The 16,813-nt window shown below is 38.5% G+C and carries 10 protein-coding genes; 3 read left to right on the top strand and 7 right to left on the bottom strand.

The genetic code is table 11. The features are described 5' to 3' along the window. Window positions 1–137 precede the first annotated feature (137 nt). The 3 genes from ACQ334_RS01695 to ACQ334_RS01685 all read right to left on the bottom strand — a co-directional run bounded on the left by ACQ334_RS01695 (window position 138) and on the right by ACQ334_RS01685 (window position 5,479). Complete coding sequence (locus ACQ334_RS01695) at window positions 138–2,291, bottom strand: DPP IV N-terminal domain-containing protein (protein WP_430986424.1); 2,154 nt, start codon at window positions 2,289–2,291, stop codon at window positions 138–140. 96 nt (window positions 2,292–2,387) lie between these two features. Continuing rightward, window positions 2,388–2,939, bottom strand: coding sequence for a transposase (locus ACQ334_RS01690; protein ID WP_430986423.1), 552 nt, complete (start codon window positions 2,937–2,939; stop codon window positions 2,388–2,390). Window positions 2,940–3,100: 161 nt separating this feature from the next. Then, window positions 3,101–5,479 (bottom strand): 3-hydroxyacyl-CoA dehydrogenase/enoyl-CoA hydratase family protein, encoded by a 2,379-nt coding sequence (locus ACQ334_RS01685; protein ID WP_430986422.1) that lies wholly within the window; start codon window positions 5,477–5,479, stop codon window positions 3,101–3,103. A 266-nt stretch (window positions 5,480–5,745) separates the two neighbouring features. Between ACQ334_RS01685 and ACQ334_RS01680 the strand changes: the two genes are divergently transcribed. Beyond that, window positions 5,746–7,581, top strand: coding sequence for a PAS domain S-box protein (locus ACQ334_RS01680; RefSeq protein ID WP_430986421.1), 1,836 nt, complete (start codon window positions 5,746–5,748; stop codon window positions 7,579–7,581). On the opposite strand, the gene metG is transcribed toward ACQ334_RS01680, so the two are convergent. After that, the gene (gene metG, locus ACQ334_RS01675) at window positions 7,578–9,716 is read right to left on the bottom strand and encodes a methionine--tRNA ligase (RefSeq protein ID WP_430986420.1); all 2,139 of its coding nucleotides are present in this window, start codon (window positions 9,714–9,716) and stop codon (window positions 7,578–7,580) included. The genes ACQ334_RS01680 and metG overlap by 4 nt on opposite strands. A 339-nt stretch (window positions 9,717–10,055) precedes the next feature. Further along, entirely contained in the window at window positions 10,056–12,380 is a 2,325-nt protein-coding gene (locus ACQ334_RS01670) for a glycoside hydrolase family 3 C-terminal domain-containing protein (RefSeq protein WP_430986419.1), read from the bottom strand. 108 nt (window positions 12,381–12,488) lie between these two features. Between ACQ334_RS01670 and ACQ334_RS01665 the strand changes: the two genes are divergently transcribed. Further along, on the top strand, window positions 12,489–13,259 hold the full coding sequence (locus tag ACQ334_RS01665; RefSeq protein WP_430986418.1) for an NUDIX hydrolase: 771 nt from the start codon (window positions 12,489–12,491) through the stop codon (window positions 13,257–13,259). A gap of 56 nt (window positions 13,260–13,315) precedes the next feature. Here the strand turns inward: ACQ334_RS01665 and ACQ334_RS01660 are convergent, their stop codons facing one another. Both ACQ334_RS01660 and ACQ334_RS01655 read right to left on the bottom strand, forming a co-directional pair. Further along, the gene (locus ACQ334_RS01660; protein WP_430986417.1) at window positions 13,316–15,025 is read right to left on the bottom strand and encodes a hypothetical protein; all 1,710 of its coding nucleotides are present in this window, start codon (window positions 15,023–15,025) and stop codon (window positions 13,316–13,318) included. Beyond that, window positions 15,012–15,572 carry an RNA polymerase sigma factor gene (locus tag ACQ334_RS01655; RefSeq protein ID WP_430986416.1) on the bottom strand — a complete coding sequence of 187 codons (561 nt, stop codon included), beginning with the start codon at window positions 15,570–15,572 and terminating at the stop codon, window positions 15,012–15,014. The genes ACQ334_RS01660 and ACQ334_RS01655 overlap by 14 nt, the downstream gene beginning before the upstream one ends. A gap of 138 nt (window positions 15,573–15,710) precedes the next feature. Here ACQ334_RS01655 and ACQ334_RS01650 point away from each other — a divergent pair, with 138 nt between their 5' ends. Beyond that, a complete protein-coding gene (locus ACQ334_RS01650; RefSeq protein WP_430986415.1) occupies window positions 15,711–16,739 on the top strand; it encodes a S66 peptidase family protein in 1,029 nt (342 codons plus the stop codon). The last annotated feature ends 74 nt before the right edge of the window (window positions 16,740–16,813 follow it).

Below are 16,813 nucleotides of genomic sequence, written 5' to 3'. Positions count from 1 at the left end.
CGTTCGTTAGAAATTATTTCGGCTTGTAGAATAAGTCGAGATTTCAAAATGAAGCGTTGTATGTAGTATATTGAAATTATATTTCGATTATGAATGTATCGAAATATAATTTCAATGTACTAAGCCGAAATAAAATTTCAGCGTACTAAATTATTCATAAAATAATCCGTCACTTTCTGATACAAATGTGCCCTGTCTTTTCCCAATACATTATGTTCGTGGCCCGGGTAGATCATATAGTCTACCTGCACGCCTGCATCCACACAAGCTTTTACAAAATTTACTGAATGCTGTTGTACCACTACAGGATCCTGCAAACCATGGATCAGTAATAATTTATCTTTTAGTTTGCCTGCCTGCTTAATAAGATTGGTAGCTTCGTAACCGTCAGGATTTTCCTGTGGAGTATCCATATACCGTTCGCCATACATGATCTCGTAATATTTCCAATCCATCACGGGGCCGCCGGCTACTGCCGCTTTAAATACGCCAGGATGATGGAGCACAAAATCAGTGGTCATAAATCCGCCATAGCTCCAGCCAAATAAACCCATATTGTTTTTATCAACGTAAGATAAACTGCTTAAATAATCTACACCACTCATCAAATCTTCCATTTGCGCTTCTCCCGCCCTGCGGAAAATGGTTTGTTCAAATGCTTTACCACGGTTATCGCTACCCCTTGTATCTAATGTAAATACCACATAACCATGTTCGGCCATGTATTGAAACCAGTAATCACCTGCGCCGCCATTCCATCCATTTAAAATCATTTGTGCATGAGGGCCGCCATACCAATATACAATCACCGGATATTTTTTTGTGCTGTCGAAATTTACCGGTTTAAACATTCTGCAATACAAATCGGTGCCGGTAGCATTTTTTATGGTGAAGATGCTGAGCTTACCCATAGCATAATCTGCAATGGGATTCGCTGCCTGCAATAATTGTTTTGATTTGGCGGTTTTTATTTCTGTTACCAGAATGGTTCGTGGATTATCTGTTGTACTGAATGCATCAATAATAGCACTGCCATCAGTACTTACTTGTGCTGTGTGCACACCTGTGGCAGTGGTGACTCTTTTTGATTGCCCTGTTTTTAAATTTAGCTGGTACAGGTTTTTTGTGACAGGAGATTCTTCTGTAGCGGTGTAAAATAAATTTTCTCCCTTTGCATCAAATCCTTTTACCTCCAGCACTTCCCAATTGCCTTTGGTGAGTTGTTTTATTAAAGTGCCGTCGGCATTGTATAAGTATAAATGATTCCATCCGTCACGGTTGCTTTGCCATATAAACTGATCGGGTTTGTTTTTCACAAACAACAGGGGCACCAATGGCTCTACATACTTCTCATCTTTTTCTTCAAACAATGTTTTTGTTAATTCCCCTGTATTAGCATTGTACTGGTTTAGCTTCATGTGATTTTGTTCCCTGTTCAATACCGCTATGTAGAGCCACTTATCATCGGGGCTCCAGGCAATATTGGTAAGGTATTGATCAGTGGGTATGCCGGTTCTTATCCAGGTGGTGGAATTAATGATGGCGTTGTAAATGCCAACTGTTACATAATGGCTTTGCCCGCCTGCCATCGGGTATTTAATATTTTTATTTACGGCGGGATATGTTGTCCAGTCGATGATGGGATAATCCGTTACCATGCTTTGGTCCATCCTGTAATAAGCCAGTGATTTTCCATTATTGCTCCAGAATGTTCCTTTACTGATTCCAAACTCATCCCGGTGTACAGATTGTGCATATACGATATTGGCACTGCCATCTTTGGTTACCTGTTTGGTACCATAAAAGCCGGAGCTGACAAATAAATTATTATTCTCTACATAAGCTACAAAACCTGCGCTGCTTTCTTCCACAGCCGTTTTATCAGCCAGTGTACTTTTTATTAGTTCTTTGGTTTGGTTCGTCACAGGGTTCAATGCAATTTTATTACCATTCGCATTCAATATCCAATCTGTGGACACATTGAATTGAATAGCAGGCATGGTTTTTAATTCGCCATAATTGGATGTTTTTAATTTATCGTTCAGTTGTTCCAGCGTTAAAAATGGCGCTTCTGCTGTTTTTATATTTCCTTTTACCCACACCTCTTTGCCTTCTATCTTTTTTAAATACACATAATCTGTTGTACCAAATACAAACTGTAGTTGTTTTAAATTTTCTACAGCTAATGTGCTACGATTTTTAACCATCGCATCTTCCATGGTTAACAGCTTATTTTGAGCTAGTAATGTGGTACTGATAAAAAACGTAAGAAAGAAAAATATTTTTTTCATGTTGATGTATTGAAGAACAAATGTATTGAAAATTACATGGTCTGACGCCCTCGTCTAACCATGTGTGGACTGACATGATCTGACGCCCTCGTCTGATCATGTCAGTCCACAGATTTGCTTCGCCAATTTTATATTACAAATTGAACCGGAACGCAATCCATTATAAGAACGGAATGAAGACCATTTCCAATCTGCTGCATTGGTTACTATACCTGCCTCAACGGCATTGCAGTGGATATAATTAAAGGTATTGAGGTAATAATCTTGTGCTGATAAAAAACAGCTGTTTAATTCTGCTTCTTCATTTAAACAAATGACTTTTGTCTTGGGCCGGAACAAAGCACCACTGCGATTATTTTTGATATTGAATTCATGAGCGTAAGTACTCAACAGTTTTCTAAATCCATTTGTAACAGGATCAAGTAGCAATCCCCCTTGTTGCTTTACTTCCAGGCACCTGTTATCGGCATAGAGCATAAAATGAAAATGATTGTGCATGAGGCACCAGGCTAAGGTTTCGCAATGGGGTGTAACGTACTCTTTATAAAGTTGAAGAAAATAAAGGAAGTGAAAATCTTTGATGAATACGTTTTGTTGATTATTACCCTGGTTGTAAACATGGTAAATGTTTTCTGGTAAAAATTTCATGGCCTAACATTTTTTGTTAAGGCTTTCATGAAGAAAAGGCTTGTAGTAATACCCTGCAATTTCAGCAACACTTAAGTTGTTCAACATGATCAGACGAGGACGTCAGATCATGTTAAGGGTATGGTCAGACGAGGACGTCAGACCATGCCCTTAACACATCATTAATTCCTCAGCGGCTTCCCGCTCTTCAATATACTCTGGATCCTTTCCAATGTTTTCTTCTCTCCTGTTAAACTTAAAAATGCTTCTCTTTCCAGGTCGAGTAAATATTGTTCACTTACCAATTGTTGTTCGCTTAAATCACCACCACACATTACATACGCTAATTTTTTAGCTACCGTTACATCATGATCGGTAGCATAATTAGCCCGCCACATACCATTGATACCGGCATGCATTGCGCCTAATGCACTACGGCCTAAAACTTTAATATCATTACGTTGCACCGGCATTACATAGCCATCATTGTACAATTCTATCACGGCCTGTTTGGCTTCTGCAATGCGGCGGCCCTGGTTGATGCTCACCGTATCTCTTCCTTTTCTGTAAATACCCAAATCAAAAGCTTCGTATGCAGAAGTACCCACTTTTGCAGTAGCAATAGTTAAGAAACGATTTTGCAAGGTTAAGGTATCCACTTCACCATCGTGCATTTCATCTGCGGCACGCAATACAAATTCTTTGGTGCCACCACCACCGGGAATTACACCAATGCCTACTTCTACTAAACCGGTATAGGTTTCTGCAGCAGGAATTACTTTATCAGCATGTAAACAAATTTCACAACCGCCACCTAATGCTAAACCATGCGGCGCCAATACCACAGGTATACCTGAATAGCGCACTCTCATCATTGTATTCTGAAACATGCGTATCGCCATATCAATCTCGTCATAATCCTGTTCAATAGCCAGCATAAATATCATGCCTACATTAGCACCTGCACTAAAATTAGCGCCATCGTTACCAATGACTAAACCTTTGTATTTTTCTTCTGCCAATGAAATTGATTTTTGAATACCTTCTAAAACTTCGCCGCCAATGCTGCCCATTTTAGTGTACCATTCTAATCCTAAAACATCATCACCTAAATGATAAGTACGGCAGGCGCTATTTTTCCAGATGGTCTGGTTATCAAAATTCTTCATCACTATAAATGCATCGCCCCCAGGCAATGCTTTGTAGGTTTTGCTGGCTACATCATAACATAAACGCTTCCCATTTTCTACTTTGTAAAAAGAACTATTACCGGCATCGATCATTTCTTCAACCCAGGGCGCCACTTTATAACCGGCAGTTTTCATTGCGGCAGTTGTTTTAGCCACGCCTAATGTATCCCAGCTTTCAAAGGCACCTATTTCCCAACCAAAGCCTGCCATCATACCGTCATCAACACGATATAATTCATCGCTGATCTCTGGTATCCGGTGACTGATGTAGGAAAATAAACTGTAATGAAACTGGCGATAAAATTCACCCGCTTTATCTGTACCTGCACACAAAGCTTTTATTCTCGATTGCAGGTCTTCAATTGGTTTTGCCGTTTCTAAAGTGGCAAATTTTGGCTTTTGCCTGGTACCGTATTCCAGCGTTTGTAAATTCAATGTCAGAATTTCTTTTTCGCCGGTTGCAGTTTTTGTTTTCTTAAAAAAACCCTGGCCAGTTTTATCACCCAGCCAATTATTTTCTACCATTTTATTTAACCATGCAGGAATAGCAAACACTTCTTTGGCTTCGTCATTGGGACAATTATCTGCTACACCCTTTGCCACTTTTACCAACGTATCAATACCTACCACATCTGCAGTACGGAAGGTGGCAGATTTAGGGCGGCCGATAACCGGCCCGGTCAATGCATCAATCTCATCCACGTTCAGCTGCAGTTTTTCCATGGCATTCATTATTGCCATCATGCCAAATACACCAACACGGTTAGCAATAAACGCAGGAGTATCTTTACACAACACGGTTGTTTTACCTAATTGCAGACTACCATAGTCCATTAAAAAATCCACAATTTCAGGATCAGTAAATGGAGTGGGAATAATTTCTAATAAACGTAAATATCTTGGCGGATTAAAAAAGTGGGTACCACAAAAATGTTTTTTAAAATCATCGCTTCTGCCTTCTGCCATCATGTGAATGGGAATGCCGGAAGTATTGGAAGTAATCAGTGTTCCCGGCTTGCGGTATTTTTCCACTTCAGTAAAAACAGATTGCTTGATATCTAATCTTTCCACCACTACTTCTATCACCCAATCGCAACCGGCAATTTCTTTCATGTTATCGGTAAAGTTGCCGGTCTTTATTTTTTTGATCACATCTTTTGTATATACCGGGGAAGGATTGCTTTTAATTGCCGCCGCTAAAGCATCATTTACTATTTTGTTTTTTTCTGCCGGCTTTGCATCTGCAGCCAGGTCTTTGGGCTGAATATCTAATAATAATACCTGTAAACCCACTCCTGCAAAATGACAGGCAATGCGGCTACCCATAACACCACTACCTAAAACCGCTACTTTTTTAATTATTCTTTTCATATAAGTGCAATTGATTTATGTATTAGCAAAATTAATCCTCTTTACCGAAATTAGTTAGTTAAACAACTAATTTTATTCGAAGGTAAGTTTTAAGAGTGAAAAAACGTAAAAGACCGTATAATTAACATACTAAGATGCGAAAAACTACGTTTATACAATTTGTGGGGAAGTTTAAGTGGCAATCGTCAAACATAAAACAATATAATTAACTGAAAATGCCTTAATACTGTTTTTGTAATACAAAGATTGAATGCACATCCAATATCATGAATCCACTTGCCAACAAACAAACTGAAAAAGCAGAAGCTTTCCTTAGCGTAAGCTATAAGGCTGGTGCCTATTTGCCACCCGACCAGGGTGTTGTGCACGATGCTGTGATTATTACCAATACACAATTTTATATTACTGGCTTTAATGCAACTGCCGCAACTACTTTTAATTTATCCGAAAATATTATTGCCACCACTACTTTAAGTGATGCTATTACTTTTGATTTTAAAAATACTTCCCGGCAAAATGCCCTGTCTGTATTATTAAAAAACGGTAGCTGGAATGGCGAAATTATTTTTACCCGGCAAGCCGGAAAGCAACTTCATTTTTACACTACCGCCAGTTTAATTAATAACAATAATACTGTTGTAATCACCAGCAAGCTTATTACAGAAGACAACAGTAAAAATCAATCACCGATTGTACAAGCCGACGAAACTTTCTTCAGCCTGTTTATGGCAAAGAGTAAAACCGGTTGCTGGATATATGATGAAAAAGATTTTATCGTTTTTGCCAATCCTGCCTATACAGATTCCACAGGCTTTGAAGGCAATCCCATAGGGAAACATATTTCCGAAATTTTTCCTGCAAAACTTGCAGAAAAATTAATAGCCCGGAATAAAGAAACCTTTAAAAAAAATAAGGCACAGATCACTGAGCACTCTTTAACAAGGCCCGATGGTACTGTGATCCATTTTGTATCCAACATATTTATTTTTAAAACTGCTGATGGCAAACGCTACATCGGCGGGCAGGCCATTGATGTAACAGATAGAAAAAACAGTGAAGAACAGATCAAAAAAATTCATGAACGTTTTACCTATGCTGTTAATGCCACCTCTGAGGCTGTGTGGGACCTGGACCTCCAAAACAATGAAATTTACAGAAGCGATGCGTTTTACAAAATCTCCGGTTATACCAAAGAGCAGGTAGCCGGTGATCTTAACTGGTGGTTCAATAAAATTCATCCTGAAGATAAAGACCGTGTTAAAAAAAGTTTTGAAAAAGACCTTTTAGATGGAAAAAGAAACTGGGAGGATGAATACCGGTTTCAGTATGCCGATGGTACTTACAGGAACATTGCGGATAAAGGTTTTGCAATTTATGATGGAGGTAAACCTGTTCGTTTAATTGGTGCCATCCAGGATATTACCGAAAGAAAAAAATTAGAAGCTCAGTTACTTGCCGAACAAGTGAAAAAGCAAAAACTTATTAACCAGGCTACCATTGAAGCGCAGGAAAAAGAGCGTGGTATGATCAGCGCAGAATTACACGATAATGTAAATCAGCTATTAATGAGTGCCCGTTTACATATTGGCGCTGCCAAAAAAAGTGATATACAGGAGGAACTTTTAAATAAAGCATCGGATTATTTATTGCAGGCTGTAGAAGAAATCAGGAGCTTATCCAAAAGGTTGAATACTTCAATTGTAAAATCTGTGGGATTGGAGCAAAGTATTTTTGATATCACCCGCAATATGAAACAGTTTAACGACATCACTGTTACTGTTGACATTGACAAAGATGTAATTGATAAATTAACCCAGGAGCAACAACTGGTTGTTTTCAGGATCATACAGGAACAAAGCAATAATATTATTAAATACTCAAGAGCTGCTGCTGCTACTTTTTCGTTAACAGAAAAAAATAATCAGTGCTGCCTTGTTATCAGTGATAATGGTATTGGTTTTGATAAAGCAAAACAAAAAGCCAATGGCATTGGCTTTATCAATATCTTCAACAGGATTGATGCTTACAATGGTAAAGTGGAAATTATCACTTACCCTGATAATGGCTGTACCTTAAATATTTCGATGCCATATGTTGTTTAACTAACCCCTGCCCCGGCATTAATTACAGTTTCAGGTTTTACAAAATGTAATTTCCCTTCGCTGTCTTCAGCCATTAAAATCATCCCGTTACTTTCAATACCCCTCATTTTTCTTGGTGCAAGATTAGTTACAACAGTTACTTGTTTGCCTACAATATCTTCCGGTTTAAAATGCAATGCAATACCTGATACAATAGTTCTTTTCTCAAAGCCCAGGTCTACTTCCAGCTTTAATAACTTATCCGCCTTTTCTACTTTTTCCGCAGCCAATATGGTGCCTATTTTTAAATCAATCTTTGCAAAATCATCAAACACAATTTCAGATTTCAGGTTTGTGATTTCGGATTTCGGATCTGTAGATTCGGATTTTTTTTCTTCCACTTTACTTATTTTTTGCGTTGCTGGTTTTGATTTGGTTTTCAACTTTTCTATCTGTACGCTTATTTCTTCATCTTCAATTTTTCTGAATAACAATTGCGGCTCCCTTAAACTGTAGCCCACGCTTAACAATTTTATTTTGCCTGCATTTTCCCAATCCAGCATCTTATCCACCACCTTCATCATACCCAGCATTTTTTTTGCTGTATTGGGCAAAAATGGATTTACTAAAACAGCCAGGTTAGCAGTTAACTGCAAACAAAGGTGCAATGCGTTATCAATTAATTTTTGATTACCCGGATTTTCAGCTAAAGTTTTTGCAACAATCCAGGGTTCTTTTTTCTGCATATACTGGTTGCCTTTGCGGCTAAGATCGATCACTTCAAATAATGCATCACGAAATTTATATTCTTCCAGTAAATTTTCAATTCTTGATTTTGTATTTTGAATGTCTTCAATCAAATTTTTGTCATTATCATCTAAAACATCAGCATGCAGCGGTGGCACTTTGCTATTACACAACTTATGCATCAGTACCCAAGCCCTGTTTACAAAATTTCCAAAAATGCTTACCAGTTCACTGTTCACTGCATCCTGAAAACCTTTCCATGTAAAATCACTGTCTTTGGTTTCGGGTGCAATTTGCGTAAGGTAATAACGCAGCATATCTACTGCTTGCGGGCCGCCATTTTCCTTCTTTACAAAATCATCTATATAATCCCTCATGTCTACTTTCCAGTTGCGTCCTGTACTCATTTTATCGCCTTCCAGATTTAAAAACTCGTTGGCTGGTACATTGGCAGGTAAAATATTGCCATGCAATTTCAACATAACCGGAAAAATAATACAATGAAAAACGATATTATCCTTGCCAATAAAATGTACCAGTTTGGTATCTTCGTTATACCAGTAGGGTTTCCAGTCTTTATCATTATTGATAGCCCATTGTTTGGTAGCACTGATGTAACCAATAGGCGCATCAAACCATACATACAATACCTTTCCATCAGCACCTTTTACGGGTACTTTAATACCCCAATCCAAATCCCTGGTAACTGCTCTTGATTGCAGCCCGCCATCTATCCAGCCTTTACACTGGCCTACCACAGTATTACGCCAGTCGTCTTTATGTTCTTCTAATATCCATTGGCGTAAAAATTCTTCATGCTTACCTAATGGTAAATACCAATGCGTCGTTTTTTTCTTTACAGGGGTGTTACCACTTAAAGTACTTACAGGATTAATGAGTTCATCAGGACTAAGTGTTGTACCGCAATTCTCACACTGATCGCCAAAAGCACGATCGCTACCACAATTGGGACAGGTGCCTTTAATGTAACGATCAGCTAAAAATGTATTGGTAGCTTCATCATAAAACTGTTCTGTTTCCTTGGTTTCCAGGTCACCGGCATCATTCAATTTTGTAAAAAACTCCTGTGCCGTCTGGTGATGCAGCGGATCGCTGGTGCGGTGGTAAATATCAAAAGAAACCGACAAGTCTTCAAAATCCTCTTTCATCGCCTGGTGATACTTGTCAATAATTGCCTGTGCGGTAGTCCCTTCTTTCATCGCCTGGATTGGAATGGCTGTGCCATGCTCGTCACTGCCACATACAAAAACCACATCACGTTTTTGGGCACGCAGGTAGCGTACGTAAATATCGGCCGGAAAATATGCCCCTGCCAAATGGCCGATATGTTTTAAACCATTCGCATAAGGGAGTGCCGATGTAATTAAATATCTTTTTGGATTGTTCATTGCGGTGCAAAATTACCGAAAGCAGGGGCAATCCCCAAACAATTTGGTATGCAGCGTGGTTTTGCCTGCGGCAAAAGGGTGTTGGCCACAGATTACACAGATTGCACAGATTTTATTGAAGCGAAGATAGATGGCACGCAGAGGAGAATAGGACGCTAATAAATTTGATCATAATGCTTGCTACCCAATTTGAAATAACTGTTACAAAAGACTCTATTTACTTTAAATACTTTTTCTTCTGCCTTCCCTGCCCCTCTGCGTACCCCGCAACCGAAAAAGCCCTTGCATTACGCAAAGGCCTTTATCGTACTTGAACTGAATATCGTAGCTATTGAATTTTTATTTTTTCAACTCATTTATGGTTACTTGTGGCACCAATACTTTATGGCATTTCTCTACCACCATTTCTTTATTAAGAGAAAACGTTTTTGTCTGCAGGATATTTTCTGAAGAAGCACCAATTTTTACGGTATAGTTACCGGCTTCTGCCACCCAGCCTGATGAGGGCGTATCAAATGAAGCCATGTCTTTTGCAGTGATTTCAAATTGTAAGGTTTGTTGCTGACCGGGTTGCAGCAGATTGGTTTTGCCAAAAGCTTTTAATTCCTCGGCCGGCTTTTGTAGTTTTTGGGCGGGGGCGGAAATGTATAATTGCACCACTTCTTTTCCTGCAACCGATCCTGTATTTTTTATATCAACAGTGGCAATAATTTTTCCGGTAAAAGCGGTTGCACTCAATTTAAGATTGCTGTATTGAAAATTGGTATAACTTAAACCGTAACCAAATTCATAAGCAGGTTTAACAGAAAAACTGTTGTAGTAACGGTAGCCCACATAGATTCCTTCTTCGTAAGTTACTTCTGCAGGAATCTGCGGCATACCAAACATTCCCTTTGTTTGCTGATCTGTAAATTCTTTACCGGGAAAATTTTTACCGGTAACATCATCTGCATATTGTACCGGAAAAGTTGTAGCTAATTTGCCACTCGGATTTATTGTACCTCGTATAATATCAGCTACCGCATTACCTGCTTCAAGGCCGGGTTGCCAGCTGAGCAATATCGCATCCACTCTATCTCTCCAGCTCACTGTTTCAATTACACCACCTGCATTAATGATCACCACTACTTTTTTATTTTTTGCATGAAAGGCATTGCTTACTTCGGTAATTAATTTTATTTCATCTGCCTTTAAGTTAAAATCATTATCTACTTTTCTGTCGCTGCCCTCACCTGCATTTCTGCCAATCGTTATCAATGCAATATCATCAGTAGCAGCTTTGGCTTGCAGCAAACTATTATCAATAACCATCTCGGTAACACGTGGGGTGGGATTAAAGAATTCTTCAAAGAAAGTTTTTTTGGGTTGCTTTGCTTTTTCTGTATTCACATAATTTTGATAAGTATCATTTAATTCTTTATCTAAACTATATCCTGCATTTGATAAACCTTGCACTAACGAAATGGTATACGCTTCGTTTACATCGCCGCTGCCGGTTCCGCCACTAACAAAATCATAAGAGGTAATGCCGAATGCGGCTATTTTTTTTGCTGCTGTAACAGGAAGTGTACTACTATTATTTTTCAATAACACCATTCCGTCTGCTGCGGCTTTTCTTGCAATTGCTGCATGTGCCTTTAAATCTGGTGCATTGCTGAAAGCATATTTTTTAAATGCCGGTGTACCTAAAACGTAATTCACAATACGTTCTGCATTTTCATCAATAACTTTTATATCTAAACTACCATTACTGATCGCATCTGTGATGGATTTTTTTTGTTCTGGTGTACCCGGCATCAGTAAATCATTACCGGCTTTCATTTGTGCCACGGCATCTTTACCGCCAAACCAATCGGTCATTACCATTCCTTTAAAGCCCCATTCCTTTCTTAAAATAGTGGTGAGCAGATCATATTCTTCTGATGTATAAACACCATTCAATTTATTATACGAACTCATCACCGTCCATGGGTGGGATTCTTTAACAGTGATCTCAAAACCTTTTAAATAAATTTCACGCAATGCTCTTTCGCTGATGATGGCATTAACGGTATTACGGTTTCTTTCCTGGTTGTTGGCGGCAAAATGTTTTATAGAAGTGCCCACACCATTACTTTGTATACCATTCACCATTGCTGCTGCCATCTTTCCCGATACCAAAGGATCTTCTGAATAGTATTCAAAATTTCTTCCGCCCAATGGATTGCGGTGAATGTTTAAGCCCGGGCCCAGCAATACATCTACACCATACTCTTTTACTTCGTTACCCATTGCCTTTCCTACCTGCTCTACCAATTTAGTATCCCAGGTAGAGGCCAGCAATGTTGCAACCGGCCATGCTGTGGCATAATAAGTTTTAGCCTCGCCTTTACGTGTTGGACTGATGCGTAAGCCTGCAGGCCCGTCTGCAACAACTGTTGTGGGAATACCTAAATGCGGAATGGCAAAAGTAGTACCGGCTGCACCAGGTACTTTATCTTCTATCTGGCCTATGCCGGTACCGCTTCCCTGGTTTACACCGGGCAAAACCATACCCATGCCTACTACCAGGTTTACTTTTTCTTCCGTGGTCATTTTTGCCACCAGGGCTTTGGCGGTTTTGTTTTGTGCTGAAACTGAACAGGCTGTACAAGCTGTAAACAGACAGGCAATCATCTTTTTCATGCAAGCAAATTTTAAATTATCATTGCGTTATTATGACACAATGATAAATATAATCCCTGAAATTTGAAAATTTATTTTTAGTCTGCCTGCAGCAATTTACTTTTACGTATGAGTTTTGAGAAAGAAATAAAAGAGATCTATGCAAAGGGGCACGAAAAATACCTGCGTAGCATATCAGTGGATTGCATCATATTCGGCTTTCATGAAAATGAGCTGAAAGTACTGTTGTTACAGGCAAAATATGCCGGCATCTGGGCTTTGCCCGGCGGTTTTATTTTTAAAGACGAACATATGGATGATGCCGCAAAACGTATTTTACAGGAGCGTACCGGTGTGGATGATATTTATATGCAGCAGTTTCATGTGTTTAGCGAACCAGGCCGTTCCACAAAAAAAGCCAATAAGCAGTTTTTAAAAAATGTGGGGATAGAAATGGAAGAAAGCTGGTTGTTTGACCGTTTTATCACGGTAGGTTATACCGCTTTAGTAGATTTTTCTAAAGTACAACCGGTTACAGATATTCTTTCCTCAGATTGTAAATGGTTCAACATCCATGATATTCCTGAAATGATACTCGATCACCGGAATATTTTAGATAAGGCTTTGGATGACCTGCGGATGCAGCTGAATTATCATCCGCTGGGTTATAATTTATTACCCGAAAAATTTACCATGCCCGAATTACAGAAATTATACGAAACCATTTTAGACCGTACATTGGACCGTAGAAATTTTCAACGCAAAATTGTAAGCACCGGTATTTTAAAAAGATTGAACGAAACCAAAAAAGGTGTGGCACACAAAGCGCCTTATTATTACAAATTCGATCTGCGTAAATATCAAAAAGCATTGAAAGGCGGAATGGGATTTGAATTATAAAAAAACGGCCGCCACAAATGTGCCAGCCGTAAACAATAAAAATAAACCCCCAAAGTTTACTTTTCTATTTTGCTCAATGCATATTTAAAATCTGAAGCAGAAGTGGTTTCAAATGACAGATCTTTATAGATACCTTCTGTTATTACTGTGCTTCTTATAGCAGACACAGTTTGTCCATCTCTGATTCCCACACTGATTATTTTTACAGGTTCGCCAACAGGCACATTATCAAAAATGGCGTAATTGCCGGTTTCCCCTGCCTGCATTATCGATTTAAAATTCTCAAACACCACAAACGTCATATAATTAAATGAGCTGTCTTTCAAGTCCACCGTAAATGCTGCCTTTTTACCGGGATAACTAAAAAACCTGTCGCAGTTTATCCATCCTAATTTATTTATTCCGATACTGTATTTTTCACCAATGCTCATGAGTGTATTGGCAGGAAAATTCGGGCGGCGCACTTCTTTAAAACCTTTGTTAACCCATCGTACTACTTTATATACCGTATCAATAGGATCAAGTTTATTGATCTTTATAGTAAGCGGTAATAATTCAGCAGTATCTCCCACGCCATAAGAGTTATAAGCCACATGATAATATTCTTCCTCCTCAGTATCGATTTTTTTGAACAACAGATTTCTATCCCATTGTTTTCTCACCCTTATTTTATCATAATAACCACCGTATTTTTTTTGCAGTATCACTTTCAATTCTTCCTTGCTGTAGATCGATTGCCGGGACCTGTGAAAAACGGCTTTTGTTTTTCCATTGTACACAGAATATTCAATCATGTCGTCTTTCAGATCAATAGCCCTGATAAACATTTTCAATACCGGCGAATCAATACGAACCTTTGTAAGCTGCCAGTTGATTTTGCTTTGCTTTGCAAAAGCTGTTGCAACAGTATCTACTCCTTTATTGGTAATCCCTTCAAATATTTCCATCGAATCTTTTACAGACAGACCAGGAATAAAAACCCTGATCTCTTTTTCAGGATTTACCTGTACATCTTTACCTTTCACTTTTGCAGACAGGTACAACATCCCTCCTGTTACCAACTGCTTGTTATCCGACATGGTTGTTAATCCATTGGCTACCATATCGCCATATTTATAAAATTCCTTCACCTCAAATACCACTGAATCTTTTGTATTGAATGCATTAGCAGGAATAAATAGTACGCTGCCTTCTTTACATTTTACAGTGGTATCTTTTGTATTATCAATTGTAAACTGTTCCTGTTTCTTCTGCAGATTCACTAATAAATTATTAAGCATCAATTGCTTTTCGGCAACACTTAAAGTAGATTTTTTTTCAAGCGTATCCTTGGTAACAATGCTGCCGGCAGTTACAGCAATTGCAGTATCTTCTTTTATAACTGCAATAATTTTACGAGCGACTGACGATGGCTTTACAATGGGAATTGCATTGTGCTGCGGGGTATTAGTAATTACAGCTGCAAAAGAAGAAATTGTATCTGCCATTATTTTTTTCTCTGCTTTTACAATTTTGTTTTCAGTTGTAACAATATCTTCTTTTGTTTTGCTATTCTGCAGAATAATTAAAAGTACACTTCCAACAACAGCAGCTGCACCAATCATCCACCAGATACCTTTAGCAATCGCCGGCTTTGCTTTGGGTAATGGCGGTTGCAGGTCAGCCTTCAACTGCTGCCAGTGTGCGTCCATCTGGCTAAGGTCGGGCAGTTGCTTATTTTCCAGTTGCCTTAAATTATTTTCAATATGGTTATTATCCTGCTGCATTGGTTTTTAATTCTGTTTGAGTAAATTTTTCAAGTTTAGGTTTCAATATTTTTTTGGCTTCGCTTACATGCCATTTGCTGGTACCATCGCTGATACCGAGGTGTTCGCCAATCTGTTTGTGTGTAAAGCCTTCGTATACATACAGGTTAAACACCATTGCTGTAGCGCCGGGTAATTGTTTTATCAGTTGCTGAATTTCTTTACCGGAAACAGTATTGAATACTTCGGGGTTAATGCTTGTTTCTTCCTCGTATTTATAAGCATCAAAAGGGCTGAAAGAATGTTGCTGTTTACAAAAATCGATACAGCAATGCACCACAATAGTTTTCACCCACCCCATTAACCTCCCTTCTTCCTTATAAGCTCCAATACTTTTAAAGATCTTCAGCATGGCATTGTTATAAATAGTACCGGCCCCGTCAGCATCTTTGGCATAGCGGTAACAGATCTTGATCATATCAGGATAACATAACTTGTACAATTGTTCCTGGCATTGCAGATCGTTGTTTTGGCAGCCTTTTATCAGTATATCAGGGTTTATACTCAAGAATCGCTTTTTAGGTAAAAGTTGGTTCATGTAATATATATAACTGCGTGGCAACAAAAAAGGGTTGGGTAATTTTTTAAATAAATATTGGCAAGTATTGAAATCCTTTTTTTTAATAAATAACTGTACATTAGAATAATGAACCGCAAACATTTTTTGTCTTCCATAATTCCGTTAAGCGCTGTATTTACAGCTGCAGGCAATACACCAGTTATTGACGAACCCGACATACCACTTAAAGTACCGCCTTATTTAAAAAAAGGGGATACTATCGGTATTACCTGCCCTGCCGGTTTTATCACTTTGGAAGACATTCAGCCTGCGGTACTTAAAATGCAGGAATGGGGGTATTCCATAAAGACCGGCAGCACAGTGGGCAAAAAAGATTTTACGTTTGGTGGTACTGATGAAGAACGCCGGCAGGACCTGCAACAAATGCTGGATGATAAAACCATCAAAGCCATCATGTGTGCCAGGGGCGGTTATGGTGCAGTGCGTATCATTGATATGATCGATTTTAAAAAATTCGCATTGCAACCTAAATGGATCATTGGCTTTAGCGATATCACTGTTATTCATTCGCATCTTAATAAAAATTTTGGTATCGCCTCTATTCATTCTAAAATGTGCAATAGTTTTCCATCAGACTGGAGCAAGGCTGAACCTGTGCAGATAGAAACTATTGAATCGATACAAAAATGTTTATCCGGAGAAAAAATGAAATACACTGCTGTGCCTAATGAAAAAAATAAAACCGGCATTGCAGAAGGTATTTTAATTGGCGGTAATTTAAAAACACTGGAAACATTAGCCGGTAGTAAAAGCGATATTAATACTGACGGTAAAATTTTATTTGCAGAAGATACCGGCGAATATTTATACAGCATCGACCGCATGTTCTGGAACTTAAAACGCACCGGAAAACTAAGCAAACTTAAAGCATTGATCATCGGTGGCTTTAAAATAAAACCTGCCGAAGACCCTGCCGATGAATTTGGAAAAAATATTTATGATATTGTTTTAGAAAAAATAAAAGAGTACAACTACCCCGTTATTTTTGATTTTCCCGTGGGGCATCAAAAAAATAATTTTGCATTGAAGTGTGGCATCAAACATAAACTTACAGTTACTTCTTCTTCTGTTACATTAGAGGAAAGCATAAAATAGTTTTTGCCGTCGCCGCTTACACTACAAAAAAGAAGTCAAGTCTTAAAGACCTGACTTCTTTAAAAATAATTTAA

It is taken from the genome of Ferruginibacter sp. SUN106, assembly GCF_050611765.1.
In the GTDB taxonomy this organism is placed as follows: domain Bacteria; phylum Bacteroidota; class Bacteroidia; order Chitinophagales; family Chitinophagaceae; genus Ferruginibacter.
This window is presented reverse-complemented; position numbering and strand designations above follow the sequence as displayed.

What these genes read in the sequence shown, in the direction of transcription:
- ACQ334_RS01670 (WP_430986419.1), bottom strand. Translation starts at nt 12,380, where the DNA reads ATGAAAAAGATGATTGCCTGTCTGTTTACAGCTTGTACAGCCTGTTCA.
- ACQ334_RS01685 (WP_430986422.1), bottom strand. Translation starts at nt 5,479, where the DNA reads ATGAAAAGAATAATTAAAAAAGTAGCGGTTTTAGGTAGTGGTGTTATG.
- ACQ334_RS01665 (WP_430986418.1), top strand. Translation starts at nt 12,489, where the DNA reads ATGAGTTTTGAGAAAGAAATAAAAGAGATCTATGCAAAGGGGCACGAA.
- ACQ334_RS01650 (WP_430986415.1), top strand. Translation starts at nt 15,711, where the DNA reads ATGAACCGCAAACATTTTTTGTCTTCCATAATTCCGTTAAGCGCTGTA.
- ACQ334_RS01660 (WP_430986417.1), bottom strand. Translation starts at nt 15,025, where the DNA reads ATGCAGCAGGATAATAACCATATTGAAAATAATTTAAGGCAACTGGAA.
- ACQ334_RS01695 (WP_430986424.1), bottom strand. Translation starts at nt 2,291, where the DNA reads ATGAAAAAAATATTTTTCTTTCTTACGTTTTTTATCAGTACCACATTA.
- ACQ334_RS01690 (WP_430986423.1), bottom strand. Translation starts at nt 2,939, where the DNA reads ATGAAATTTTTACCAGAAAACATTTACCATGTTTACAACCAGGGTAAT.
- metG (WP_430986420.1), bottom strand. Translation starts at nt 9,716, where the DNA reads ATGAACAATCCAAAAAGATATTTAATTACATCGGCACTCCCTTATGCG.
- ACQ334_RS01680 (WP_430986421.1), top strand. Translation starts at nt 5,746, where the DNA reads ATGAATCCACTTGCCAACAAACAAACTGAAAAAGCAGAAGCTTTCCTT.